This window comes from Streptomyces sp. NPDC052396, assembly GCF_044593195.1.
GTDB lineage: Bacteria > Actinomycetota > Actinomycetes > Streptomycetales > Streptomycetaceae > Streptomyces.
Genome location: NZ_JBIUAW010000011.1, coordinates 12,243 through 34,956 on the forward strand (window position 1 = coordinate 12,243; position 22,714 = coordinate 34,956).

Below are 22,714 nucleotides of genomic sequence, written 5' to 3' on the forward strand. Positions count from 1 at the left end.
GCTAGCCGGGCAGCCACGCGACCGAGGATGCCCCGGCCGCTCCGTCCCCGCGCAGTTCGACACAGCGTGAGCCGGGCTGCGGATTCGCCCACCCCCTCGGTCATCACCGAGGACGGCCCCTCAACCACCCGGCGGTGAAAGGGAGTCGCCATGACCGCCGAGTGCCTTACCAGCCGTGCCGGAGCTGACACAAGAGCGACATATATTCGCGCTGGTGTGCGCGGGCGAGTCTTTATGTCGTCATAGGATTCGGGCCCGCCGGAGCGGCCACCGCCCGGCTGCTGGCCGAACAGGGCCATTCGGTACGGGTCATTACCAAGTCGGGCCGCAGCGCCGAGCCTGGTATCGAGCACCTGGCGCCGGACGCGCCGGACGGCGGCCGGCTGACCGAGGCCGTGCGGGGTGCGGCTGCGATCCACAGCTGTGCCGCGCCGCCCTACCACCGCTGGGCGAGTGACTGGCCGCCGCCGGCCTCGGCCACAGAAGGCCACCGCCGACAGGTGCATCACCAGGATCGCCGGGTTGCCGACACCCAGAAAGCTGCCGCCTCCCATGGCGACGGCACCCATGGTGAAGGTGAGGCACTGGAGCACCAGGGTGATGACCAGGGTGCGATAGGCGTTGTCCCGCCGGCTGCGCCTGACTTGGCACAGCCGGTAGGCGAGCGCGGCATACGACGAGAGCGCCGCAATCACGAAGCAGAGGGTTTTGGTGTGTTCACGGTCTGATTCCCCGCCGGTGCCGCGCGGCGGCGGATGGTTAGTCGGTGTGCTCGTCCAGGGGAACCATGAGCCCGACGCCTTCGGCCGCCACGGCGATGGCGTAGTCGAAGAACGCGGCCTCGTCCCGGACGCTGTCATGGGTACGGCTGAAGACCTGGAACACCAGGAGCCCGATCAGGTTGCTCCACAGCACGATGCCGCGCTCGATGACATCCGAGAACGGAGCCTCGGGCAGGCCGCCGAAGAGCTCCACGGCCTCCGGCCGGAGCAGCGGCGGACCGGCCAACACCCGCCGGGGCGGGGTGAGTTCACCGGCCTCCAGCGCGGAGCGGATGATGCCGGCCAGCACCGCGGGGGTGCGCGAGGCGGGCGGGACGGTGTCCTGCGGGGCGTGGTACTCCGGAACGGGCGAGCCATAAATCAGCGTGAACTCACCGGGGTTGTCGAAGGACCACTGCCGCAGCGCCCGGGTGGCCGCCAGCAGCCGCGCGCCCGCCGGGGCGTTGGCCTCCCGGGCGGCCTGCTCGGCCTGCTCCATGGCGGCGCCGGACTCGTTGTAGACATCGATGAGCAGCGCGGTCAGCAGGTCGTCACGGTGCGGGAAGACCGCTTCCACCTCGGCGACGGCAAGGCCGCTGCCCTCGGCGACGGCAGCCAGGGAAAGCCCCCCGGCGCCCAGTTTCACCAGGAGTTGGCGCGCGGCGGTCTTGATGACCTCCGGCAGTCCGGCATTCTCGTCGGTGGTGCTTGTTCCGGAAACACGCATGACCAAACCGTACCTGTCGGCTACGACAGCTGTGCGGCCGGTAGCCCCGGCACCATGGGCGCGCGCTGTGATCCCGGACACACCTTGAACGGCTGCGGAGCGAGAGGGTGTGACCGCGCTGCGTGGTTGTGGCGCGTTTCGCTCAACCGGCAGCCCCCGGTCCGAGTCTCTGTACTCAAGTAGGCTTCCCGGGGTGCGCCCACATCGGCGCACGCCGGGAAACAGGTCATGATCCGGGGAGGAACCGGCGTTGCACATCCAGCATTGGCTCGAATCGGTGCCGGCGATCGCCGTCTACCTGATGGTGGGCGGGGTCATCGGTCTGGAGAGCCTGGGCATCCCGCTTCCCGGTGAGATCGTCCTGGTGAGTGCCACGCTGATGGCGTCCTCCCAGGACCACATCAACCCTTATGTGCTGGGCGCCTGCGCGGTGGGCGGAGCGATCATCGGTGACTCCATCGGCTATCTGATCGGCCGCAAGGGCGGCAAGCCGCTGCTGGAGTGGCTGGGCCGCAAGTTCCCCAAGCACTTCGGGCCGCACCATGTGGCCACCGCCGAGAAGGCGTTCACCAAGTGGGGCATGTGGGCCGTCTTCATCGGCCGCTTTATCGCCCTGCTGCGGATCTTCGCCGGGCCGCTGGCGGGCGTGCTGAAGATGCCGTACTGGAAGTTCCTGATCGCCAATGTGCTGGGCGGCATCTGCTGGGCGGGCGGCACGGTCGCGCTGGTCTACACCGTGGGCAAGGCGGCCGAGAAGTGGATGGGCCAGATCTCCTACATCGGTCTGGCCGTCGCCGCGCTGTTCGGGGTGGGGTCGTTCGTGGTGATGCGGATCAAGGCCAAGAAGGCCGCGGCCGAGGCCGAGCAGCAGCAGGCAGAGTCGGCGCCCGCGACGGTCGCCGAGTAGGACAGGACGGAACGGATCCGGGGCTCGTCGGCGGTGTGCCGACGGGCCCCGGCCGTTTGTGCCGGGGGCGGGGCTTACCGGGCGGCCACCTCCTCCGCGGAGGCATCCCGCAGTGCCCCGTCCATCAGCAGCCAGCGGGTGACCCCGATGGACCGCAGGAACCGCAGGTCATGGCTGGCCACCAGGAGCGTGCCCCGGTAGGACTCCAGGGCCGTGGTCAGCTGGCGGACGCTCGCCAGGTCCAGGTTGTTGGTCGGCTCGTCGAGCATCAGCAGCTGAGGGGCGGGCTCGGCGAGCATCAGGGCGGCCAGAGTGGCCCGGAAGCGCTCGCCGCCGGAGAGGGTCGAGGTGAGCTGCTCGGCCCGGGCTCCCCGGAACAGGAAGCGGGCCAGCCGGGCCCGGATCTGGTTGTCCGTGCTGCCGGGGGCGAAGGCGGCCACATTCTCGGCGATGGTCAGCTCCTCGTCCAGGACGTCCAGCCGTTGGGGCAGGAACCGCAGCGGCACATGGGCGGTCACCGTCCCGGAGAGCGCGGTCAGCTCACCGGCGATGGTGCGCAGCAGTGTGGTCTTGCCCGAGCCGTTCCGGCCGATCAGCGCGATCCGCTCCGGTCCGCGCAGCTCCAACTCGCCCTCCACCCGGGCCCCGTAGGGGAGGCGGAGGTCGCGCAGGGTGAGCACCGAGCGGCCCGGGGGCACCTCGGTGTACGGCAGGTCGACGCGGATCTCGTCGTCATCACGTACCGCCTCCACCGCCTCGTCCAGCCGTTCCCTGGCCCCGGCCAGTTTCTCCTCGTGCATGATGCGGTGCTTGCCCGCGGAGACCTGGGCCTGCCGTTTGCGTTCGCCCATGACAACCTTGGGCTCGCGCTTGCTGTCCCACATCTTCTGGCCGTACCGCTTGCGGCGGGCCAGCTTGATCTGGGCGTCGGCCAGTTCGCGTTTCTGTTTGCGCAGGTCGGCCTCGGCCACCCGGACCAGGCGCTCGGCCGTCTCCTGCTCGGCGGCCAGCGCCTCCCGGTACGCGGAGAAGCCGCCGCCGTACCAGGTGACCTCGCCGGAGCGCAGATCGGCGATCTGGTCCACCCGTTCCAGGAGTTCGGGGTCATGGCTGACCACCACCATCACCCCGGACCAGCCCTCGACGGCTGTGTACAGGCGCCGCCGGGCGTGCAGGTCCAGGTTGTTGGTGGGTTCGTCGAGCAGCAGCACATCGGGCCGGCGCAGCAGCAGCGCGGCCAGCCGCAGCAGGACCGTCTCGCCGCCGGACAGTTCGCCCGTGGTGCGGTCCAGGCCGATATGGCCCAGGCCCAGTTGGTCCAGGGCGGCCAGGGCGCGCTCCTCCACGTCCCAGTCGTCACCGACCGCGCTGAAGTGCTCCTCGCGCACATCGCCCGCCTCGATGGCGTGCAGGGCGGCACGGGCACCGGCGATGCCCAGAGCCTGGTCCACCCGGAGGGTGGTGTCCAAGGTGGCGTTCTGCGGCAGCCAGCCGATCTCGCCGGCCACCTGGACACTGCCCCCGGTCGGGGTGAGCCGGCCGGTGATCAGCTTGACCAGGGTTGACTTTCCGGACCCGTTGACGCCCACCAGGCCGGACCGGCCCGGCCCGAAAGCCAGTTGGAGACCGTCGAAGACGCTGGTGCCGTCCGGCCAGGTGTAGGAGAGCGAGTTGCAGGTGATGAAGGAAGGGGAAATAGACATGCGGGCCTCAAGAGGTTGCTGAGCAGGGGCTGGGGCAACATGGAGGGACACCGCAGGGCGACCATGGCCGTGTGCTGAGGGGATGCCGTTGAGAAACGGCGAAAAGCCCCGTACCGGCGGGAGGACGGCTCAAAGCGTCGAGGTCGCACAGCAGAACGCACGCAGTATCGGCACTGCGTGGCGCGGTGTCTCAAGACCTCAGACGAGCAACGTCCTTCTCCAATCGACGGCAACAGGAACGTTGTACACCGTAGGAGGCGGGCCGGTGATGTGTCAACCGCGTATGTTGACCTGACCAGTTAAGACAGCGAGGAGTGCGTATGTCCCTCTATGACGTGGAGATCGGTGCCCTGCGGGGCGGCCCGGCCGACCTGGCGCAGTACCGCGGCAAGGCCGTACTGATCGTCAATGTCGCTTCCAAGTGCGGGCTCACCCCGCAGTACGCGGCCCTGGAGCAGCTCCATGAGCGCTATGCCGGGCGCGGTTTCACCGTGCTCGGCGTGCCCTGCAACCAGTTCATGGGGCAGGAGCCCGGCAGCGCCGAGGAGATCGCCGAGTTCTGCTCGGCCACCTATGGCGTCACCTTCCCTCTGACCGAGAAGACCGAGGTCAATGGGGAGCGGCGGCACCCGCTGTACACGGGGCTGGTGGGCACCGCGGATGCCGAGGGGCACACCGGTGATATCCGCTGGAACTTCGAGAAGTTCCTGATCGCTCCCGATGGCACGGTGGCGGCGCGCTTCAGCCCCCGCACCGAGCCCGATGCCGCCGAGGTCGTCTCGGCGATCGAGGGGCTGCTGCCCGCTTAGGGATGGACATACCGGCTGACCGCCCCGCTCCGGCCGGGCGGTCAGCCCAGCGCCTCCCGGTGCGCCCGGGCCAGCTCGACATACATCACCGCATTGATCTTGATGTGCTCGCGCTCCTCGGCGGTCAGCTCCCGCCGGACCCTGGCGGGCACCCCCGCCACCAGCGAGCCGGGCGGCACCACCATGCCCTGGGGGACCAGGGCCTGGGCCGCGATCAGCGAACCGGCCCCGATCCGGGCCCCGTTGAGCACCGTCGCCCCCATACCGACCAGGACGTCGTCCTCGACCGTGCAGCCGTGCAGTACCGCGTTATGGCCCACGGTCACCCGCTCGCCGACGGTCACCGGGAAGCCGGGGTCCACATGGGCGGTGCAGTTGTCCTGGATATTGCTGTCCGCCCCGATGGTGATCGGCCCGCAGTCCGCCCGCAGCACCGCGTGATACCACACGCTGGCGCCCGCCGCCAGGGTGACCTCGCCCAGCACCACCGCGGTCGGTGCGGTGAACGCCCCTGGATCCAGCCGTGGTTGACGGCCGCCCACCCCGGAAATCAACGCCTTGTCGGCCACTGTGCTCTCCTCCCTCTCCCCGGGCACGGTAGGCGACCGGACGGCGGCTCGCCGCGCCATGGGTCGAAGATCACAGGGGACCGCCGGGATCCGTCCGGCGGGGGCTGAGTACGGTGAGCGCGTGCCGAAGAATCGAAACACGTTCTCGTCCCAAGCCGCTTCGGCGCTCCTGGCCTGGCGCCGGCGGACCGTCTCGCGCGCCGTGCACCGGGGCTGGCGCTGGGTGCGGGAGGCCGGTGCGGTGACCGCCGAGCGCCCCGGCCCGTACCGGTTCCGCCGTATCGGCGCCGGCACCCGGCTGGCCTTCCCGGTGGGCACCGTCTTCGGCGAAGCCTGGATCGAACTGGGCGAGTGCTGCATCATCGGCGAACAGGTCACCCTCACCGCCGGCATGGTGCCGGGCCAGGACCTGGGGCCGGAGGCGGTGCTGCGGCTGGGCAACGGCGTGGTGCTCGGCCGGGGCAGTCATGTGATCGCCTCGCTGCAGCCGGTCACCTTCGGCGACGATGTGTTCTGCGGCCCCTATGTCTATGTCACCAGCGACAACCACTCCTATGACGACCCCGCCCAGCCCATCGGCCGGCAGTGGCCGCGCAGCGCGCCGGTCACCATAGGCTCCGGCAGCTGGCTGGGCGCCGGAGCGGTGATCCTGCCCGGCGCCCGGCTGGGACGGAATGTGGTGGTCGCGGCCGGGGCGGTGGTACGCGGCGAGGTCCCCGACCACGCGGTGGTGGCCGGCGTCCCCGCCAAGGTGGTGCGGCGCTGGGACGCGGCCGAGGGATGGGTGCCGCCGCTGCGGGCCCCCTCCCCTTCCTGACCGGTCAGCCGCTGGCCAGCAGGACCGAGCCGACCAGGGCCAGTCCGGCCCCGGACGCCTGGATGGTGCGCAGGCGCTCGCTGAGCAGGCCGCGCGCGGCCAGTGCGGTGACCACCGGGTAGAGCGAGGCCAGCACGGCCGCGACGGTCACCGGTCCGCTGTTCGCGGCCAGGTTGTAGGTGCCGTTGGCGGCCACATCCGCCAGTCCCACAAAGACCAGCGCCGGCAGGGCGGCACGGATGTCCTGCCAGCCGCCCTCGGGCAGCGCGGGGCTGCCGCGCCGGACCGAGGCGTACAGCGCGGCGCCGCCGACCAGGACATTGCACAGCCGCTGGACGAACAGCGCCAGGAACAGCCCCAGAAGGGTGTGCGAGGCCTCGGCGATCAGGGCCATCACGGTGCCGAAGCCAAAGGCCGCGATCAGGGTGAGCGACAGCGCCTGGCGCTGGACCGGCGCGCCGCCCATCCCCGGCCCGCTGGCCAGCACCACTCCGGCCACGGCCACCGCGATGCCGGCCAGCTGGAGCAGGCCCGGGCGCTCGCCCAGCGCCAGGCCCAGCCCCACCGGCACGGCCACTCCGCCCAGGGCCCCCAGCGGAGCCACCACCCCCATCGGCCCCAGGGCCAGGGCCCGGTAGAAGCAGAGCATGGCCGCCGGGCCCACCACACCCGCCGCCGCGGCGAACCACAGCTGCGGCCCGGCCTCGGACCAGGCTCCGGTGCTCACCACGATGGTGCCCAGTGCCGCCACCGCCAGTAGCTGGGAGACCAGCACCACCGTCAGGGCGGGCATGCGCCGGGTCAGCAGCCCCCCGCCGAAGTCGGCCAGCCCCCACAGCAGGCTGGTGGTCAGGGCGTAGAGCGGTGTCATGCGGTGAACCTCGCAGTACAGTGTGGTGAATGGTGGAGCGCACCACACTGTAGTGCAGTCTGTTTGACTTCTTCATTGAATATATTGGACGGAATGTGACGGACCTCGACGAGCTCACCCAGTCCCTCGCCCGTAACCTCAAACACTGGCGGAGCGAGCGGCACTTCACCCTGGACGCCCTGGCGACGCGCTCCGGGGTCAGCCGGGGCATGATCATCCAGATTGAGCAGGCCCGTACCAACCCCAGCGTGGGCACCACCGTGAAGCTCGCCGACGCGCTGGGCGTCAGCATCACCACCCTGCTCGACTATGAGCGGGAGGCCAGGGTGCGGGTGGTGTCCGAGGAGCAAGCGGTACGGATGTGGTCGACCGAGGCGGGCAGCCATACCGCGCTGCTGGTGGGCGCCGAGACGCCGGGTCCGCTGGAGCTGTGGGACTGGCGGATCGAGCCGGGGGAGGAGAGCGCCTCCGACCCGCACCCCGCCGGCACCATGGAGCTGCTCCGGGTCACCGAGGGTGAGCTGACCCTGGTGGTGGAGGGCGAGAGCCATCGGGTGCCCGCCGGCTCGGCGGCGACCTTTGAGGCCAATGTGCCGCATATCTACCGCAATGAGGGTGCCGAGCCGGTGCGGATGACCATGGCGGTGGCGGTGCCGCCGGTGCGATGACGGCGGACGCGCCGCTTGGTCAGCGGGAGACGTCCAGGGACAGCGCCAGCGAGTGCTCGGTGAACCCCAGAGCGCGGTAGAGCCCCTCCGCCTCCTTGGTCGCATGGAGATCGACCCGGGTGACGCCCTGGGCGGCGAACCAGCCCAGCAGCGCCTCGGTGGTGGCCCGCGCATAGCCACGACCCCGGTAGCGGGTGTCGGTGCAGACATTGAAGACAAAGCCGAACCGCCCGGTGGGATGGCCGGGCGCCGGCAGCCGCTGCTCCAGGCGCCCCACCGCACAGGCCGCCAGATGCGGCCCGCTCGCCGGGTCGTCGCCGTCCACCACGAACGCGCCGAGTTCCGCGCCCAGTTGCCGCCGGGCGACCTCCTCCGCGGTGCGCTCCCAAGTGCCCGGCCTGTCCTGGCCGTTCATATCGGCGAACATCAGCCGGCGCAGCCGGACTATCTCGGGGGCGTCCTCCGGGCGGGCCGGGCGTGTGGTGATCATGCGCAGACGTTAACGCGCCTCGCTCACCGGCCGTGCGGCTGCCCGGTCCAGCCGCGGTATCTCGATCGCCGGACAGCGGTCCATCACCATCAACCGCCCGGCGGTACGCACCCGTTCATAGGCGCCCTCGTCGATCACACCCAGCTGGAACCAGACCGCCCCGGCCCCGATCTCCACCGCCTGGTCGGCGACCGCGCCCGCCAGTTCCGATCTGACGAAGACATCCACCACATCCACGGGGAAGGGCACCTCGGCCAGCGAGGCATACCCCCGCTCGCCGTGCACCGTCTCCGCCCTGGGGTGGACGGGCACGATCCGCTTGCCGTAGCGCTGAAGTGTCCGGGCGACGCCAAAGGCGGGGCGGCGCTCATTGGCCGACAGGCCCACCACTGCCCAGGTGTCGCCGGTCTCCTCGATGATCTTCCGGATGATCCCCGGTTCCGCGTACATGCCCGCTCAACGGCCGGGCCCGCCGGACCATTCCCGCCGGGTTGTGCACTCACTCAAAGGGCTGGCGTTCTGCGATTAGGCTTGCGGGGTGAAGGACGAGTACCGCACGGTCGCGCACGAGGGCGTGCATGAGATCGAGATCAATAAGTCGCGCTTCATCTGCGCGCTGGCGCCCGCCGCGACCGAGGAGGAGGCCCAGTCCTTCATCGCCCGCGTCCGCCGGGAGCACCCCACCGCGCGGCACCACTGCTTCGCCTATGTGCTGGGCGCCGACGGCGCGGTGCAGCGGGCCAGTGACGACGGCGAGCCGGGCGGTACCGCCGGGGTGCCCATGCTCCAGATGCTGGTGCGCCGGGAGATGCGCTATGTGGTGGCCGTGGTCACCCGCTACTTCGGCGGGATCAAGCTCGGCGCCGGCGGGCTGATCCGCGCCTACGGCGGGGCGGTGGGCGAGGCGCTGGACGTCCTGGGCACCATCACCCGCCGCCGCTACCGGCTGGGCACGGTCACCATCGACCACCAGCGGGCCGGAAAGCTGGAGAACGAACTGCGGGCGACCGGCCGCACGGTGCGCGAGGTGAGCTACGGGGACCGGGTGCGCATCGAGATCGGGCTGCCGGACGCCGAACTGGACGCCTTCCGGGCCTGGCTGGCCGATGTCACCGCGGGCGCCGCGGAGTTCGAGCCGGGCGGCGAGGCGTACGGCGAGATCTGAGCGAATGTGATGCGCATCACCTCATCCGGAGCCGGTGTGACGGCCGTTGCCGGTGATGGATAGCGTGCTGTGCGCAATGGGCGTGCACACCGAGCGGCGAGAGGCGGAGAACATGCGGGACGGTGCCCTCCGGTGAGACTGCTGCACACCTCCGACTGGCATCTGGGCCGGTCCTTCCACCGGGTGAGCCTGCTGGACGCCCAGCGCGCCTTCCTCGACCACCTGGTGCACACCGTGCGCGAGCATCGCGTGGACGCCGTCCTGGTCGCCGGGGACATCTATGACCGCGCCGTGCCGCCGCTGTCCGCCGTCGAGCTGTTCGACCGGACCCTGCACCGGTTGGCCGGACTCGGTGTGCCCACCGTGATGATCTCCGGCAACCATGACTCCGCCCGCCGGCTGGGCGTGGGCGCCGGCCTGATCGACCGGGCCGGCATACACCTGCGCACCGACCCCGCGGGCTGCGCGCTGCCCGTCCTGCTCTCCGACGCCCATGGCCAGGTCGCCTGCTATGGCCTGCCCTACCTCGAACCCGCCCTGGTACGCGAGGAGTTGGGCGCCCACGGCACCGGCCATGCCGCCGTGCTGGCCGCCGCCATGGACCGGGTACGGGCCGACCTGGCCCAACGGCCGCCCGGCACCCGCGCCGTGGTCCTCGCCCATGCCTTTGTGGCCGGCGGCACGCCCAGCGACAGCGAACGCGACATCGCGGTCGGCGGCGTCGCCGCCGTCCCCCCGGAGACCTTCGAGGGGGCGCACTACACCGCGCTGGGACATCTGCACGGCTGCCAGACGGTCAACGAGCGGGTGCGCTACTCCGGTTCACCGCTCGCCTACTCCTTCTCGGAGACCCACCACCGCAAGACCATGTGGCTGGTCGACCTGGCCGCCGACGGCTCGGTCACCGCCGAACGCCTGGACTGCCCGGTGCCCCGCCCGCTCGCCCGGCTGCGCGGCCGCCTGGAGGACCTGCTGACCGTACCGGAGCACGACCGGCACACCGGCTCCTGGATCGAGGCCACCCTCACCGACCCGGTCCGCCCGGCGGAACCCATGGCCCGGCTCACCCGCCGCTTCCCGCACATACTCAGCCTGGTCTTCGATCCCGAGCGCGCGCCCGAGGACCGTACGGCCTCCTACGCCGGACGGCTGCGCGGCCGCACCGACCAGCAGATCACCGAGGACTTCGTGGCCCATGTACGCGCCGGCCGCGGCCCGGACCAGGACGAACGGACCGTGCTGGCCGCCGCCCTGGAGCGGGTACGGATCGGCGAGGAGGCGGACCGATGAGGCTGCACCGGCTGGAGATCACCGCCTTCGGACCCTTCGGCGGCACCCAGCGCATCGACTTCGGACAGCTCTCCGCCGCCGGGCTCTTCCTGCTGCACGGACCCACCGGCGCCGGCAAGACCTCGGTACTGGACGCCGTCTGCTACGCCCTCTACGGCGATGTGCCCGGCGCCCGCCAGGGCAACGGCCCGGCCCTGCGCAGCGACCACGCCGCACCGGACACCCGCACCCAGGTCGTCCTCGAACTCACCCTGGCCGGGCGGCACCTGGAGATCACCCGGCGTCCCGAACAGCTCCGGCCCAAACGGCGCGGCGGCGGATTCACCAGGGAACGGGCGCACAGCGAGCTGCGTGAGCGAGCTCTGGACGGCCAGTGGCGCGGGCTCAGCCGCTCCCACCAGGAGATCGGCGAGGAGATCCGGCAGCTGCTGGGCATGAGCCGGGAGCAGTTCTGCCAGGTGGTGCTGCTGCCGCAGGGCGACTTCGCCCGGTTCCTGCGTGCCGCGGACACCGCCCGGGGCGAACTGCTCGGCAAGCTCTTCGGCACCGGGCGGTTCGCCGCGGTGGAGGCCCGGCTGGCCGAGCTGCGCCGCACCGGCGAGGCCCGGGTGCGCACCGGCGACGAAGGGCTGCTGGCGCTCGGCCACCGGATGCGGCAGGCCGCCGCCGACCCGGCGCTGCCCGGGATCGGTGTGCCCGAGCCCGCCACCGCGGACGGCGCCCGCGAGCCGCTGGCCCCCGGCGACCCCGGCCTGGCCGAGGCGGTGCTCCAGTGGGCGGCCCTGGCCCGCAGCGGCGCCCGGGAACGCCGGGACATCGCCCGCGCCGAGGTGCGCGCGGCCGAGCGGCGCCAGGACGCGGCCCGGCGGACCGCCGAGGCCGCGGGGGAACTGGCCCGTCTCCAGCGCCGGCACGCCATGGCCGAGCGACGCGCCGAGGCGCTGCGCGACCGGCGCGAGGAGCGGGAGCGGACGAGCCGGCTGCTGGCGGTGGCCCGGGCCGCCGACTCGGTGGCCCCCGCGCTGGAACTCCACCAGGAGGCCGAACGGGCCCACCACACGGCGGCCGAGGAGGAACGCCGGCTGCGCGCGGCACTCCCGCCGGAGCACCGGGAGGCCGGCGGCGAACAACTCGCCGCCCTGGAACGGGCGTCGCGCGAGGAACTGGGCTCGCTGTCGGCCGCCCGCCGGGCCGAGGAACGGGCCCTGGGGCTCACCGCCGAGATCGCCGCACTGGAGCGCGAGGCGGAGGCCGACGAGGACATCCTCACCGAACACACCGAGTGGCTGCGCGGCTGGGAGGAGGAGCGACGCACCCGGCAGCGGCGGGTGGAGCAGGCCCAGGAGGCCGCCGCGCCGGCCGAACGGCTCGGCGCACAGGCCGAGACGGCACAGCGGCAGCTGACCGCCGCCCGGCAGCGCGACACCCTCACCGTACGGGCCGAAGCGGCCGAGGCCGAGTCGCTGCGGGCCCGGGAGGAGGCGGCGGCCGCCCGGGAACACTGGCTGGAGCTCAAGGACCTCCGGCTGCGCGACATCGCCGCCGAACTGGCCGCCGATCTGGCGCCGGGCGAGCCGTGCCCGGTGTGCGGCGGCATCGAACACCCCGGGAAGGCCCGGGCCGGGGACGGCCGGGTGGACCGTGCGGCCGAGGAGGCCGCGCTGGCCGCCTATGAGCGCGCCGACGCGCTGCGCGAGGAGGCGGCCCGGCGGCTGACCCCGGTACGCGAGGAACTCGCCGCCGCCACCGCGAGCGCGGGCACCGCCCCGGTCGCCGAACTGGCCGCGCGGGCCGCCGAGTTGGCGGATGCGCTGGACCGGGCCCGGCAGGCCGCCGCCGGACTGCACCCGGCCCGGGAGGCGCTGGCCGCCGCCGAGCGGGAGTACGAGCGGCGGCGCGCGGACGAGCAGCAGGCCCGGCTGCGCGTTGCCGCCCGCACCTCACGGCGGGAGAACCTGGAGAGCGAGCGCCGCGCGCTGGAGGCCGAGGTGGCGCGGGCCCGCGGCGGGGCCGCCTCGGTGGCGGCCCGGGCGGAGCTGCTGGAGCGGCGGGCGGCCCTGCTGAGCCGGGCCGCAGAGGCGGTACGCACCGCGCAGACGACGGCCGACCGGCTCAAGACCGCCGACGCCCGGCTGGCCGAAGCGGCCTACCGGGCCGGATTCGACACCCCCGAGTCGGCCGCGCGGGCCCTGCTGGGCGCCGACCGGCAGCGGGAACTGCGGGAACGGCTGGACGCCTGGGGCAGCGAGGAGGCCGCGGTGGCCGCCGAACTGGCCGAGGCGGCGGTGGCCGAGGCGGCCGGGCGCCCGGCCGCCGACCCGGAAGCCGCCCGGGCGGCGGCCGACACCGCGGACCGGGCACTGCGCGCGGCCACCACCCGCCAGGCCGCCGCCGAAACCCGCTGTGCGGAACTGGACCGGCTGTCCGCCGAGGCCCTCGCCGACGCCCGCCGGCTCGCCCCGCTGCGTGCCGAGCACCACCGGGTGGCCGCGCTGGCCGCGCTGGCCGCCGGCACCTCGGCGCACAACGAGCGGAAGATGCGCCTGGAGTCCTATGTGCTGGCCGCCCGGCTGGAGCAGGTGGCCGCCGCGGCCGGCGCCCGGCTGCAGCGGATGTCCTCCGGCCGCTACACCCTGGTGCACTCCGACGCCCGCACCGGCGGGCGCGGACGCTCCGGACTGGGCCTGCATGTGATCGACGCCTGGACCGGCCGGGAACGCGACACCGCCACGCTCTCCGGCGGGGAGACCTTCTTCGCCTCGCTCGCCCTGGCCCTGGGGCTGGCCGATGTGGTCACCGACGAGGCCGGCGGAATGCGGCTGGACACCCTCTTCATCGACGAGGGCTTCGGCAGCCTGGACGAGGAGACCCTGGACGAGGTGCTGGACGTGCTGGACTCGCTGCGGGAACGGGACCGGGCGGTGGGCATCGTCAGCCATGTGGCCGACCTGCGCCGCCGCATCCCGGCCCGGCTCCAGGTGGTCAAGGAGCGTTCCGGCTCGGTGGTACGGCAGCGGACGGCGGGCACGGACAGCTGAGCGCCCGGCGCGGCAGCGGCGAGGAGTACACCACGCTGGTGGTCACCGAGCCCAGCGCCCCGAACCGGCCTGCCACCTCCTCGAGATGGCGCATCGAACCGGCCGTGACCTTGATGACAAAGCAGTCGTCGCCGGTGACATGGTGCGCCTCCAGGGCCTCCGGCGTCTGCCCCAGCAGGTCGTGGAAGGGCTTGTAGTTGCCATTGGGGTAGCGCAGCCGGATGAAGGCGAGCACCGGCATGCCCAGCTTCTCCGGGTCCACCACCGCGGAGTAGCCGCTGATGACGCCCGCCTCCTCCAGCCTGCGCACCCGCTCGGTCACCGCGCTCGCGGACATGTTCACCATCCGGGCCAACTCGGCGTAGCCCGCACGGCCGTTGCTCTGCAGGGCCTCGAGTATCCGCCAGTCGGTGGCGTCAGGGGAATGAGCGGTCATAAACGATGTCTAGCAGGGGATTCCCCGGTGCCACAAGATGTTTACCCGGGATTTCCCGTTCCCTGCCGGGCCGGTGGCACATAGGTTTTCCGTTATGACAGCACACACCGCCACCGTTCCTTCCGGCGTTCTCGCCGTGGCCCCCGCCGAACCCGCCGAGGCCGCCGCCTACTTCGCGGCGCGGTTGGCCTTCCATACCGATGTCTCCGATGTGCACGCCGCGCTGGCCGCCGGCCGGCCGGGCTTCGCGGTGGTGGACTCACGCTCCACCCAGGGCTGGGACCAGGGCCATGTGCCCGGCGCGGTGCACCTGCCCACCGCCCTGATCCCCGAGCAGGCCGGCCAGTTGCTGGACCCGGCGGTGCCGGTGGTCGTCTACTGCTGGGGCCCCGGCTGTGACGGGGCGACCAGAGCGGCCCTGGCGCTGGCGCGGCTCGGCTACCGGGTCAAGGAGATGCTGGGCGGCATCGAGTACTGGATCCGCGAGGGGTTCACGGTGGAAACCTGGGAGGGTGAGCGGCGGCTGCCGGTGGACGTGCTGACGGCGCCGGCGGAAGGGGACTGCGGCTGCTGACCAACTCCGCGACAGCCGACGGCCGTTTCACCCCCGGCCGTCACCCGGCCCCGGCGAGGGCGCCCAGCAGCGCCCCCGGATCCACTCCCCGTGGCAGATCGCTGACCTGCCCGTCACCGACCTCCACCACACGCCATGCGCCGTCCTCGCGCAGCGCCAGATCTGTGGTGACAAAACGGCACCCCAGGGCGGCCACGGCCCGGCCCACCTCGGCCAACGAAGGCTCGGCGGGCAGCAGTCCGGGGCTGTCTGGGTGCGCGGTGGTCAGGACCGGCACCCCGTCCACCCACCACACCCGGGCTTCCCCGGACGGGCGGAAGCGCTCAAAGGCCCGTATCACCACACCGCCCGTCAGGAACTCCTCCTGCAACTCCACAAACCTTCCGACCACCGCCGAAAGCCGGGCGGTATCAGACAGAGACGGGACATAACAGGCTGTATCCCACTCGTGTTTGCGGGACTTCACATAGTCCTTGACGATCGCCGGGCCCGCACCCAGCCCGGCCGCCGCGGCGGCCAGCGTCCCGCCGGCCGGGGCCGTGCCCGGCTCGGCGGGCAGCCAGACACTGCGCGGGGTGAGCTCGGCGAAGGTCCCATACCAGCCGGGCAGTTCATGGGCCCGGCGGTAGGACTCCGGCGAGGTCAGCAAGGACACCCCGAGGGCGGCCAGCGCCCCGGCCAGCTCGGCATAGCGCCCGGCGGGCACCATCCAGCCCCGGTACCAGGCCGCCCCCGCGTCCGGTGGCACCGCCGATACCGCGGCCGCCGCCCGCCCGGCGAGCAGCGCGTCATGGTCCAGCAGCGCCACCCGCAGCCCGGCCTGCCGCGCGGCCCGGGCCTCCTCGGCGAAGTGCCCGTCGGCGCGCCGGGAGTTGAGCGGATCCCGGCAGAAGATGACCAGCGGAGTGTCCATGTGCTGATGCCCCCGTACCGGACTCAGAGCGCCGAGAGCTCGGCCACCAGGTCGTCCAGACCCAGTGCGCCCTGGGAGAGCGCCGCCATGTGCCATGCCTTGAGGTCGAAGTCCTCGCCCCGGGCCCGGCGGGCCGCCTCCCGGCCGGTCAGCCAGGCGCGCTCGCCCAGCTTGTAGCCGATCGCCTGGCCCGGCATGCTCAGATAGCGCACCAGCTCGCTCTCCACGAAGTCGGCCTGGCGGCTGCTGTGCAGCCCGAAGAACTCCTGGGCCAGCGCCGGGGTCCAGCGCTCGCCCGGGTGGAAGGGCGAGTCCTGGGGGATCTCCAGCTCCAGGTGCATTCCGATGTCGATGATCACCCGCACCGAACGCATCATCTGGGCGTCCAGATAGCCCAGCCGCCGCTCCGGATCGGAGAGGAAGCCCAGTTCGTCCATCAGCCGTTCCGCATATAGCGCCCAGCCCTCGGCATTGGCGCTGACCATGCCCACCGTGGCCTGGTAACGGGAGAGACGGTCGGCGACATGGGTCCACTGGGCCAGTTGCAGATGGTGGCCGGGCACCCCCTCGTGGTACCAGGTGGAGACCAGGTCGTACTCCGGGAAGCGGGTCTGCCCGCCCACGATGGGCAGCCAGGTGCGGCCGGGCCGGGAGAAGTCCTCCGAGGGCGCGGTGTAGTAGGGGGCGGCGGCGCTGCCGGGCGGGGCGATCCTGGACTCCACCCGCTTGAGCCGCTCGGCCAGTTCGAAGTGGGTGCCGTCCAGCGCCTTGATGGCCTCGTCCATCAGCCCCTGCAGCCAGTCGCGGACCTCCTCCACGCCCTCGATGTGCCGGCCGTGGACATCCAGATGGGCCAGCGCCTCCCAGGGAGTGCGGGCGCCCGGCAGGACCTTCTCGGCCTCCTGGCGCATCTCGCCCAGGATGCGGTGGAACTCGGCCCAGCCATAGGCGTATGCCTCTTCCAGATCGAGGTCGGTGCCGTTCCAGTAGCGGGCCCAGCGGGCGTACCGCTCCCGGCCCACGACCTCCGGGGCGCCGGCCACGGCCGGGGTGTAGACATCCCGCAGCCAGTCGCGCACCGTGACCAGGGCGCCGGTGGCCAGGGCGGCGGCCCCGGCCAGCTCGGTGCGCAGCTCCTCGGGGCCCTCGGCGGCGAAGTCGGCGAACCAGCCTCCGCCGGTGCCGATCCACTCCGCCAACTGCTCCAGCACCGTGGCCACTTGGCGCGGACCGCCGAGCAGGCCCCGCTCCAGCCCCAGCGCCAGCGAGGACCGCCAGCCCTCCAGGGCCGCCGGAACCGCCCGCAGCCGGGCGGCGACCGCCGACCAGTCCTCGGTGGTGGCGGTGGGCGTGATGGTGAAGACCTCACGCACCGCGTGCAGCGGCGAGTGCATATTGCCGATCGCCCGCAGCGGCTCGTCCGCCTCGTGCACCGCCAGCTCCGCGGTCAGCCGCTCGCGCAGCAGCCGGGCGCAGCGCCGCTCGATGCCGCTGTCCGCGCCGGCTCTGCCCTCGGCCTCGGCCAGCCGCCGCAGGGCGTCGCGCGCCAGCTCGGTGAGGGCCTCCTGGCCGGCCGGCGAGAAGTCCGGCAGGCGGGGTGAACTGGCGGCCACGCCCAGGTAGGTGCCGGTGATGGGGTCGAGTTCGATCAGCGCGTCGACATAGGAGTCGGCGACCTGGCGGGGCAGCGGGGCACTGGTGGTGTTCGGCATGCGCTCATCCTCGTATGCCGGAGGCCGTTCCGTCATCGGGATCCAGCCCCTAGTTGTCCCGGGCGTGCGCCCCCGAGGTGACCCGGGCGCCCGCGAGCCGGGCGGTGACCACCAGGGTGCCCTCCTCGATCTGGTAGTCCAGGGGCAGGTCCAGGGCGCGCATGGCCGCCACCATGCCGGTGTTGGAGGCCCGGGTGACCGCGTAGACGCTCTCGCAGCCCGCTTCCCGCGCCATGCCCACCAGCCGGGCCAGCAGTTCGCCGCCCACCCCGCGCCGCTGCCAGGCGTCCTCCACCAGCAGCGCCACCTCGGTCTCCTCGCCGTCCCACAGCAGGTGGCCCAGCCCGACCAGCCGGCCGGAGGCCGTGTAGGCGGCCAGGGTGCGGCCGAAGCGCGGGCTGAGCAGGTGCCGCAGATAGCGGTCGGCGGCCTGGGTGTCCTGCACCGGTCCGTGGTAGCGCAGCGCCAGGGTGGCCCGGGAGCAGCGCTGGTGCATCCGGCGGGCCGCCTCCAGGTCACCGGTGTCCGCGCGCCGGACGGTGATCTCATTGCCCTCCGGCAGGGTGAGCACATCGCTGCGCCGGGGCATCCGGGGCCCCAGCCGGGCGTCCAGCTCCACCAGGGCCCGGGCGCGGGCGAACTCGGCCGGGGTGAACGGCAGATACGCCCGCTCGATGGTGATGGAGCCGCCGGAGGGGTCGCGCAGCCGCAGCACGGTGTCCTCCCACACGCCCTCCGCCGGGACCTCCCGCTCCGGGGCAGGGGTCGAACGGATGGTGCAGCGGCCCAGCAACTGGCGCAGGGCCAGCGGGAGTTCGGCGGCGTCCAGGGCGGCCCGGGTGGCCAGGGACAGGGCGCGGGTGGGGGCGTCCACCAGGTCATGGGCGTCCGCCCGCTCCAGCCAGGTCTCGCTGCCGCCGCCCTCGGTGGCGGCCAGGGCCAGCTCGGCGGGGCTCAGCGCGCCGGGGGCGCGCAGCAGCAGTTCGTCCACGGTGCCCTGGGCGAGCGGATGAGTCTGCAGGGCGAGGATGTCCACGCCCCGGGCGGCCAGCGCCAGGCAGAGCTCGGCCAGGCTGCCCGGTTCATCGCGCACGGTGGTGCGCATCCGCCACAGTGCGGTGGCGGAGGGGCCGGTGCCGGACGGGGCCGGCGGCAGATCGGCGGCCGGGGGGCCGGTGCGCCGGCGCCGGGCCCACCAGGTGTGGAAGGCGGTGGTGGCGAGCAGGGCCGCCGCCGAGCCGGTCAGCAGCAGCGGGCCGTCGGGACCGTGGCCCACCGCGTTGGCCACGCAGTCGGCGGTGGCCACGGCGGTGAACAGGGCGGCCAGTTCCGTCAGATCATGTCGCCAGTGGTGCGGGCGCCGGGAGCTCTTCGCCGGGGTCTCGTCGGTCATATGGACCACCCTGGCCAAAGGGTGTTGCGTGATCACGAACGTTCTGTGTCCGACGGGTAAAGGCCGCTTTCGCGTCCTTCCGGCCGGCTCAGCCCAGGTCGCGCAGGGCGTCCTCCACGCCCCGGTGGAAGGTGGGATAGGCGTAGATCATATGGCGCAGGGACTCGACCGGCACCTCCGCCTGCACCGCCACCGCCAGGCCGTAGAGCACCTCGCCGCCCGCCGGCCCCACGGCGGTCGCCCCCAGCAGCACGCCCCGGTCCTCGTCCGCCACCAGCTTGTACAGGCCCTCGTTGCCCGCCTTGTGGATCCAGCCGCGTGCCGAGGCGGGCAGCCGGGACAGGCCGGTGCGCACCCGCAGCCCCTTCTCCCGGGCCTGCCGCTCGGTCAGGCCCACCGCGCCCACCTCCGGGTCGGTGAAGGTCACCCGGGGCAGCGCCCGGTAGTCGGCGGGCGGGCCCGGCTCGCCCAGCACCGCCCGGCAGACGATCTCCGCCTCGTACATGGCGACATGGGTGAACGCTCCATGCCCGGTCACATCGCCCACCGCCCACAGGCCGGGGGCGACCAGCAGGTGGCCGTCGGTGGGCAGGGTGCGTGCCGCCGGGTCCAGCCCCACGGTCTCCAGGCCGAGGCCGGCCAGATGGGCGCGGCGGCCGGTGGCCACCAGGAGCCGCTGGGCGATCAGTTCCTCGCCGTTCTCCAGTGTCAGGCCGAACTCATCACCGTCGTGCCGGACTTGGACGGCCCTCGCCCCGGTGCGCAGGGCGAGGCCCTCCCGTCCCAGCACCTCGGCCAGCAGCGCGCCGGCCTCCGGCTCCTCGGCGGGCAGCAGGCCGTCCATTGCCTCCACCACGGTGATCTGGGTGCCGAACCGGGCGTAGACCTGGGCGAGTTCCACTCCGACCGCGCCGCCGCCGAGCACCAGCAGCGAGCGCGGGGGTTCCTTGGCGGCGATGGCGTCCCGGTTGGTCCAGTACGGCACCTCGGCCAGGCCCGGCACCGGGGGGATCTGCGGCCGGCTGCCGGTGGCGATCACCACCCCGTGCCGGGCCTCGAAGGTCTGCTCGCCGACCGCCACCCGGGACGGGCCGTCCAGCCGGCCCAGGCCGCGGACCAGGCGGCCGCCTTTGCCGGTGAAACGGTCCGCGGCGACCCGGTCGTTCCAGTCGTCGGTGGCATCGTCCCGGATACGGGCCGCGACCGGTGCCCAGTCGGCGGTGACCTGGGCGGTGCCGGCCATGCCGGGCACGCGGCGGGCCTCGGCCAGCAGGTTTCCGGCCCGGATCATCATCTTGCTGGGCACACAGGCCCAGTACGGGCACTCGCCGCCGACCAGTTCGGCTTCCACGGCGACCACGTTCAGGCCGGCTTCGGCGAGGCGGCCGGCCACTTGTTCGCCGCCGGGGCCCATGCCGATGACGACGACGTCCACCTGTTCGGTCATGACAGTGCACCTCTGTCTCTCGGGGGATCTGCTCCACCCTGCCAGGGCGTGTGGGGTTGCGGCAGTGCGACGCGCGTCCGCCGGTGGGTGGGCACGCACCTTCGGGGCGCAGGGATCCCACCCGCCCACGGGGAACGTCAGGGGCGGGTGGCCCGGCGCAGCAGGTGGAGGGAGTCCATGAGGCGGGCGGGCGGCAGGTGTGCGTAGCCCAGCACCAGGTGCACCCCGCCGTCGCCGGGCACCGCCGCCCCATAGTCGGACAGGGGGCGGAGCGCGATGCGGTGCGCGGTGGCCCGGGCCAGGAAGCGGGGCTGGGGGCCGTAGCGGCGCGGCAGGCGGACCACCGCGTGCAGGCCGGCCGCCACCCCGGTCACCTCGGCGCCGGGGAACTCCCGGTCCAGTGCGGCCAGCAGGGCGTCCCGCCGCTCTCGGTAGGCGCGCTGGCAGCGGCGCAGCTGGCGGTCGAGGTCGCCGCGGGCGGTGAATTCGGCCAGCAGGGCCTGGTCGAGCACCGGATGGCCCATGTCCATGGTGCGCTTGCGGGCCACCACTTCCCCGGCGTACGACTCCGGCGGCACCAGCCAGCCCAGCCGCAGGGCGGGGGCGAGCGACTTGCTCACCGAGCCGGTGTAGGCGACGTGCTCCGGGTCCAGGCCCTGGAGGGCGCCGATGGGCTGCCGGTCGTAGCGGAAGTCGCCGTCGTAGTCGTCCTCGACGAGCAGGGCGCCGGTGGTGCGGGCCCAGTGGAGCAGAGCGGCCCGGCGGTGTGCGGAGTAGGCGATTCCGGTGGGGAACTGGTGGGCCGGGGTGAGGACGGCGGCCCGGGCTCCGGAGGCCGCCAGGGCGGCGGGGTCCATGCCCTCCGCGTCCACCGGCACCCGCCGCACGGCGCACCCGATGGAGGTGAACAGCGGCTCGTGTTCCGGACTGCCGGGATTCTCCACCGCGATCAGCGGGCGGCCGCGTTGGCGGCCGGCCAGCACCAGGCCCAGCAGGGTCAGCGCCTGGGCCACACCGGAACACACCACGATCCGCCCGGGGTCGACGGCCACGCCCCGCCGCCGGGCCAGCAACGCGGCCAGTTCCGCGCGCAGTTCGGGCAGGCCGCGGGGGTCCGGGTAGCCCAGGGCGTGGTGGGGCAGCCGGGTCAGCGCCCGCCGCTGGGCCGCCGACCAGGCGGTGCGGGGAAAGAGCGCCAGGTCGGGGGTGCCGGGCCGGAAGTCGGCCAGGAGGTGATCCGGCGCCGGATTCTCCGGTGCGGCAGGCGCCGGTGCCTGGATCGCGCCGCCCACCCAAGTGCCCGCACCCCGCGTGGACTTGAGATAGCCCTCGGCGGTGAGCTGTTCATAGGCCGAGGTGATCAGGCCCCTGGACACCCCCAGATCGCGGGCCAGTTCCCGGCTGGGCGGGAGCCGGGTGCCCGGTGCCAGCCGCCCGGACCGCACCGCCACCCGCAGCGCCGCGCACAGGGTGTGCCCCCGGCGGCGCGCCGGCGCGCCTGCGGCGGGCAGCAGCAGCTCCCAGGCGGCGGTCCAGCCATGGCCCGGCGGCGGATTGGTCCTCGTATCACCCATGGGATTGGACCCTAAGGGGGACCGCCCGCGCTCCTAGGGTCGGCCCCGTGAAACGTTCTTCCATCGCCGTCCCCGGCATCCCGCCCGCCGCCCTGGCCTGTGTCCTGGTCGGCGGGTCCTTCACCGTCAACTCGCTGCTGGCCGGCTACCCGTTCGCGGGCGGCCAGGCGCTGCGCTACGCCCTGGCCGGACTGCTGCTGCTCCCCTCGGCGGGGCGGCCGGGGGTCCGGGCGCTGCGGGCGCTGGGCGCGGACCAGTGGGTGCGCATCGGGGTGCTGGCCGCGCTGGGCATGGTGGGGTTCAACTTCGCGGTGCTGTCCGCGGAACGCACCGCCGAACCCGCCGTGCCCGGGGTGCTGGTGGGCTGTGCGCCGGTGGTGGTGGCGGTGCTGATGCCGGTGCTGCGCGGCCGGCGGCCCGCGCCGGCGGCGGTGGCCGGGTCGGCGCTGGTGGCGCTGGGCGCCGGGGTGGTGCAGGGCTGGGGGCGGACGGACGCCGCCGGGCTGCTGTGGTCGGCGGGGGCGCTGGCCGGCGAGGTCGGCTTCGCGGTGCTGGCCGGCCCGGTGCTGCGGCCGCTGGGACCAAAGGTGTTGACGGTCGCGGTGTGTGGGGCGGCGGCGGTGGAGGCGCTGGTGCTGGGCTGGGTGCTGGACGGCACCGGGGCGCTGCGCACCCCCACCGCCGTGGAGGCCGCCGCGCTGGTCTGGCAGGCGGCGGTGGTCACCGCGGTGGGATTTGTGCTGTGGTACCGGGGGATGGCCCGGGCCGGCACCGAGCGGGTGACGCTCTGTTCCGGTCTGATCCCGGTCGCCGCCGCGGTGACCGCCCCGCTCGCTGGGGCGGGCGGGCT

20 protein-coding genes and 2 pseudogenes are annotated in these 22,714 nt (G+C 73.2%); 10 read left to right on the top strand and 12 right to left on the bottom strand.

The annotated features are described in order from the left end of the window. Positions 1 to 200: 200 nt before the first annotated feature. Positions 201 to 479 (top strand): annotated as a pseudogene (locus tag ACIHFE_RS26260) (NAD-dependent epimerase); the annotation flags it as partial. 280 nt (positions 480 to 759) lie between these two features. Here ACIHFE_RS26260 and ACIHFE_RS26265 read toward each other — a convergent pair. Beyond that, on the bottom strand, positions 760 to 1,488 hold the full coding sequence (locus ACIHFE_RS26265) for a TetR/AcrR family transcriptional regulator (RefSeq protein ID WP_400110236.1): 729 nt from the start codon (positions 1,486 to 1,488) through the stop codon (positions 760 to 762). Positions 1,489 to 1,738: 250 nt separating this feature from the next. Here ACIHFE_RS26265 and ACIHFE_RS26270 point away from each other — a divergent pair, with 250 nt between their 5' ends. Next, positions 1,739 to 2,395, top strand: coding sequence for a DedA family protein (locus ACIHFE_RS26270; protein ID WP_400110238.1), 657 nt, complete (start codon positions 1,739 to 1,741; stop codon positions 2,393 to 2,395). 74 nt (positions 2,396 to 2,469) lie between these two features. Here the strand turns inward: ACIHFE_RS26270 and ACIHFE_RS26275 are convergent, their stop codons facing one another. After that, positions 2,470 to 4,098: an ABC-F family ATP-binding cassette domain-containing protein gene (locus tag ACIHFE_RS26275; RefSeq protein WP_400110240.1), complete on the bottom strand. Its 1,629-nt coding sequence runs from the start codon at positions 4,096 to 4,098 to the stop codon at positions 2,470 to 2,472. A gap of 320 nt (positions 4,099 to 4,418) precedes the next feature. Between ACIHFE_RS26275 and ACIHFE_RS26280 the strand changes: the two genes are divergently transcribed. Continuing rightward, on the top strand, positions 4,419 to 4,907 hold the full coding sequence (locus ACIHFE_RS26280) for a glutathione peroxidase (RefSeq protein WP_400110241.1): 489 nt from the start codon (positions 4,419 to 4,421) through the stop codon (positions 4,905 to 4,907). Positions 4,908 to 4,948: 41 nt separating this feature from the next. On the opposite strand, the gene ACIHFE_RS26285 is transcribed toward ACIHFE_RS26280, so the two are convergent. Further along, positions 4,949 to 5,476, bottom strand: coding sequence for a gamma carbonic anhydrase family protein (locus tag ACIHFE_RS26285; protein WP_400110243.1), 528 nt, complete (start codon positions 5,474 to 5,476; stop codon positions 4,949 to 4,951). A gap of 121 nt (positions 5,477 to 5,597) precedes the next feature. On the opposite strand from ACIHFE_RS26285, the gene ACIHFE_RS26290 reads away from it, so the two are divergent. Next, positions 5,598 to 6,293 (top strand): acyltransferase, encoded by a 696-nt coding sequence (locus tag ACIHFE_RS26290; RefSeq protein WP_400110245.1) that lies wholly within the window; start codon positions 5,598 to 5,600, stop codon positions 6,291 to 6,293. A 4-nt stretch (positions 6,294 to 6,297) separates the two neighbouring features. On the opposite strand, the gene ACIHFE_RS26295 is transcribed toward ACIHFE_RS26290, so the two are convergent. Beyond that, complete coding sequence (locus ACIHFE_RS26295) at positions 6,298 to 7,164, bottom strand: EamA family transporter (protein WP_400110247.1); 867 nt, start codon at positions 7,162 to 7,164, stop codon at positions 6,298 to 6,300. Positions 7,165 to 7,259: 95 nt separating this feature from the next. Between ACIHFE_RS26295 and ACIHFE_RS26300 the strand changes: the two genes are divergently transcribed. Continuing rightward, positions 7,260 to 7,832, top strand: coding sequence for a helix-turn-helix domain-containing protein (locus tag ACIHFE_RS26300; RefSeq protein WP_400110249.1), 573 nt, complete (start codon positions 7,260 to 7,262; stop codon positions 7,830 to 7,832). Between the two features lie 19 nt (positions 7,833 to 7,851). Here ACIHFE_RS26300 and ACIHFE_RS26305 read toward each other — a convergent pair whose 3' ends face one another. Together ACIHFE_RS26305 and ACIHFE_RS26310 are read right to left on the bottom strand one after the other, a co-directional pair. Continuing rightward, positions 7,852 to 8,322, bottom strand: coding sequence for a GNAT family N-acetyltransferase (locus ACIHFE_RS26305; protein ID WP_400110251.1), 471 nt, complete (start codon positions 8,320 to 8,322; stop codon positions 7,852 to 7,854). 9 nt (positions 8,323 to 8,331) lie between these two features. After that, positions 8,332 to 8,772 carry a CoA-binding protein gene (locus tag ACIHFE_RS26310; protein ID WP_400110253.1) on the bottom strand — a complete coding sequence of 147 codons (441 nt, stop codon included), beginning with the start codon at positions 8,770 to 8,772 and terminating at the stop codon, positions 8,332 to 8,334. Between the two features lie 88 nt (positions 8,773 to 8,860). Here ACIHFE_RS26310 and ACIHFE_RS26315 point away from each other — a divergent pair, with 88 nt between their 5' ends. The 3 genes from ACIHFE_RS26315 (at position 8,861) to ACIHFE_RS26325 (ending at position 13,815) form a co-directional block, all read left to right on the top strand. After that, a complete protein-coding gene (locus ACIHFE_RS26315; protein ID WP_400110254.1) occupies positions 8,861 to 9,487 on the top strand; it encodes a YigZ family protein in 627 nt (208 codons plus the stop codon). Positions 9,488 to 9,619: 132 nt separating this feature from the next. Beyond that, positions 9,620 to 10,777: an exonuclease SbcCD subunit D gene (locus ACIHFE_RS26320; protein ID WP_400110256.1), complete on the top strand. Its 1,158-nt coding sequence runs from the start codon at positions 9,620 to 9,622 to the stop codon at positions 10,775 to 10,777. Next, positions 10,774 to 13,815: an AAA family ATPase gene (locus ACIHFE_RS26325; RefSeq protein ID WP_400110258.1), complete on the top strand. Its 3,042-nt coding sequence runs from the start codon at positions 10,774 to 10,776 to the stop codon at positions 13,813 to 13,815. Before ACIHFE_RS26320 ends, ACIHFE_RS26325 begins: the two co-directional genes overlap by 4 nt. On the opposite strand, the gene ACIHFE_RS26330 is transcribed toward ACIHFE_RS26325, so the two are convergent. Next, the gene (locus ACIHFE_RS26330; RefSeq protein WP_400110260.1) at positions 13,760 to 14,251 is read right to left on the bottom strand and encodes an Lrp/AsnC family transcriptional regulator; all 492 of its coding nucleotides are present in this window, start codon (positions 14,249 to 14,251) and stop codon (positions 13,760 to 13,762) included. The two genes, ACIHFE_RS26325 and ACIHFE_RS26330, sit on opposite strands and share 56 nt — an antisense overlap. A gap of 94 nt (positions 14,252 to 14,345) precedes the next feature. On the opposite strand from ACIHFE_RS26330, the gene ACIHFE_RS26335 reads away from it, so the two are divergent. Beyond that, a complete protein-coding gene (locus tag ACIHFE_RS26335; protein ID WP_400110262.1) occupies positions 14,346 to 14,825 on the top strand; it encodes a rhodanese-like domain-containing protein in 480 nt (159 codons plus the stop codon). 40 nt (positions 14,826 to 14,865) lie between these two features. On the opposite strand, the gene ACIHFE_RS26340 is transcribed toward ACIHFE_RS26335, so the two are convergent. The 5 genes from ACIHFE_RS26340 to ACIHFE_RS26360 all read right to left on the bottom strand — a co-directional run bounded on the left by ACIHFE_RS26340 (position 14,866) and on the right by ACIHFE_RS26360 (position 21,864). Then, positions 14,866 to 15,738, bottom strand: a complete 873-nt coding sequence (locus ACIHFE_RS26340; RefSeq protein ID WP_400110264.1) for an ATP-grasp domain-containing protein — start codon at positions 15,736 to 15,738, stop codon at positions 14,866 to 14,868. 23 nt (positions 15,739 to 15,761) lie between these two features. Next, on the bottom strand, positions 15,762 to 17,450 hold the full coding sequence (locus ACIHFE_RS26345; RefSeq protein ID WP_400110266.1) for a DUF885 domain-containing protein: 1,689 nt from the start codon (positions 17,448 to 17,450) through the stop codon (positions 15,762 to 15,764). A 49-nt stretch (positions 17,451 to 17,499) separates the two neighbouring features. Further along, on the bottom strand, positions 17,500 to 18,843 hold the full coding sequence (locus ACIHFE_RS26350) for a GNAT family N-acetyltransferase (protein WP_400110267.1): 1,344 nt from the start codon (positions 18,841 to 18,843) through the stop codon (positions 17,500 to 17,502). 88 nt (positions 18,844 to 18,931) lie between these two features. Further along, positions 18,932 to 20,290, bottom strand: a complete 1,359-nt coding sequence (locus tag ACIHFE_RS26355; RefSeq protein WP_400110269.1) for a dihydrolipoyl dehydrogenase family protein — start codon at positions 20,288 to 20,290, stop codon at positions 18,932 to 18,934. Between the two features lie 137 nt (positions 20,291 to 20,427). Beyond that, positions 20,428 to 21,864: a PLP-dependent aminotransferase family protein gene (locus ACIHFE_RS26360; RefSeq protein WP_400110271.1), complete on the bottom strand. Its 1,437-nt coding sequence runs from the start codon at positions 21,862 to 21,864 to the stop codon at positions 20,428 to 20,430. A gap of 47 nt (positions 21,865 to 21,911) precedes the next feature. Here ACIHFE_RS26360 and ACIHFE_RS26365 point away from each other — a divergent pair. Beyond that, a pseudogene (locus tag ACIHFE_RS26365) lies at positions 21,912 to 22,322 on the top strand (EamA family transporter); the annotation flags it as partial. Positions 22,323 to 22,714 lie beyond the last annotated feature (392 nt).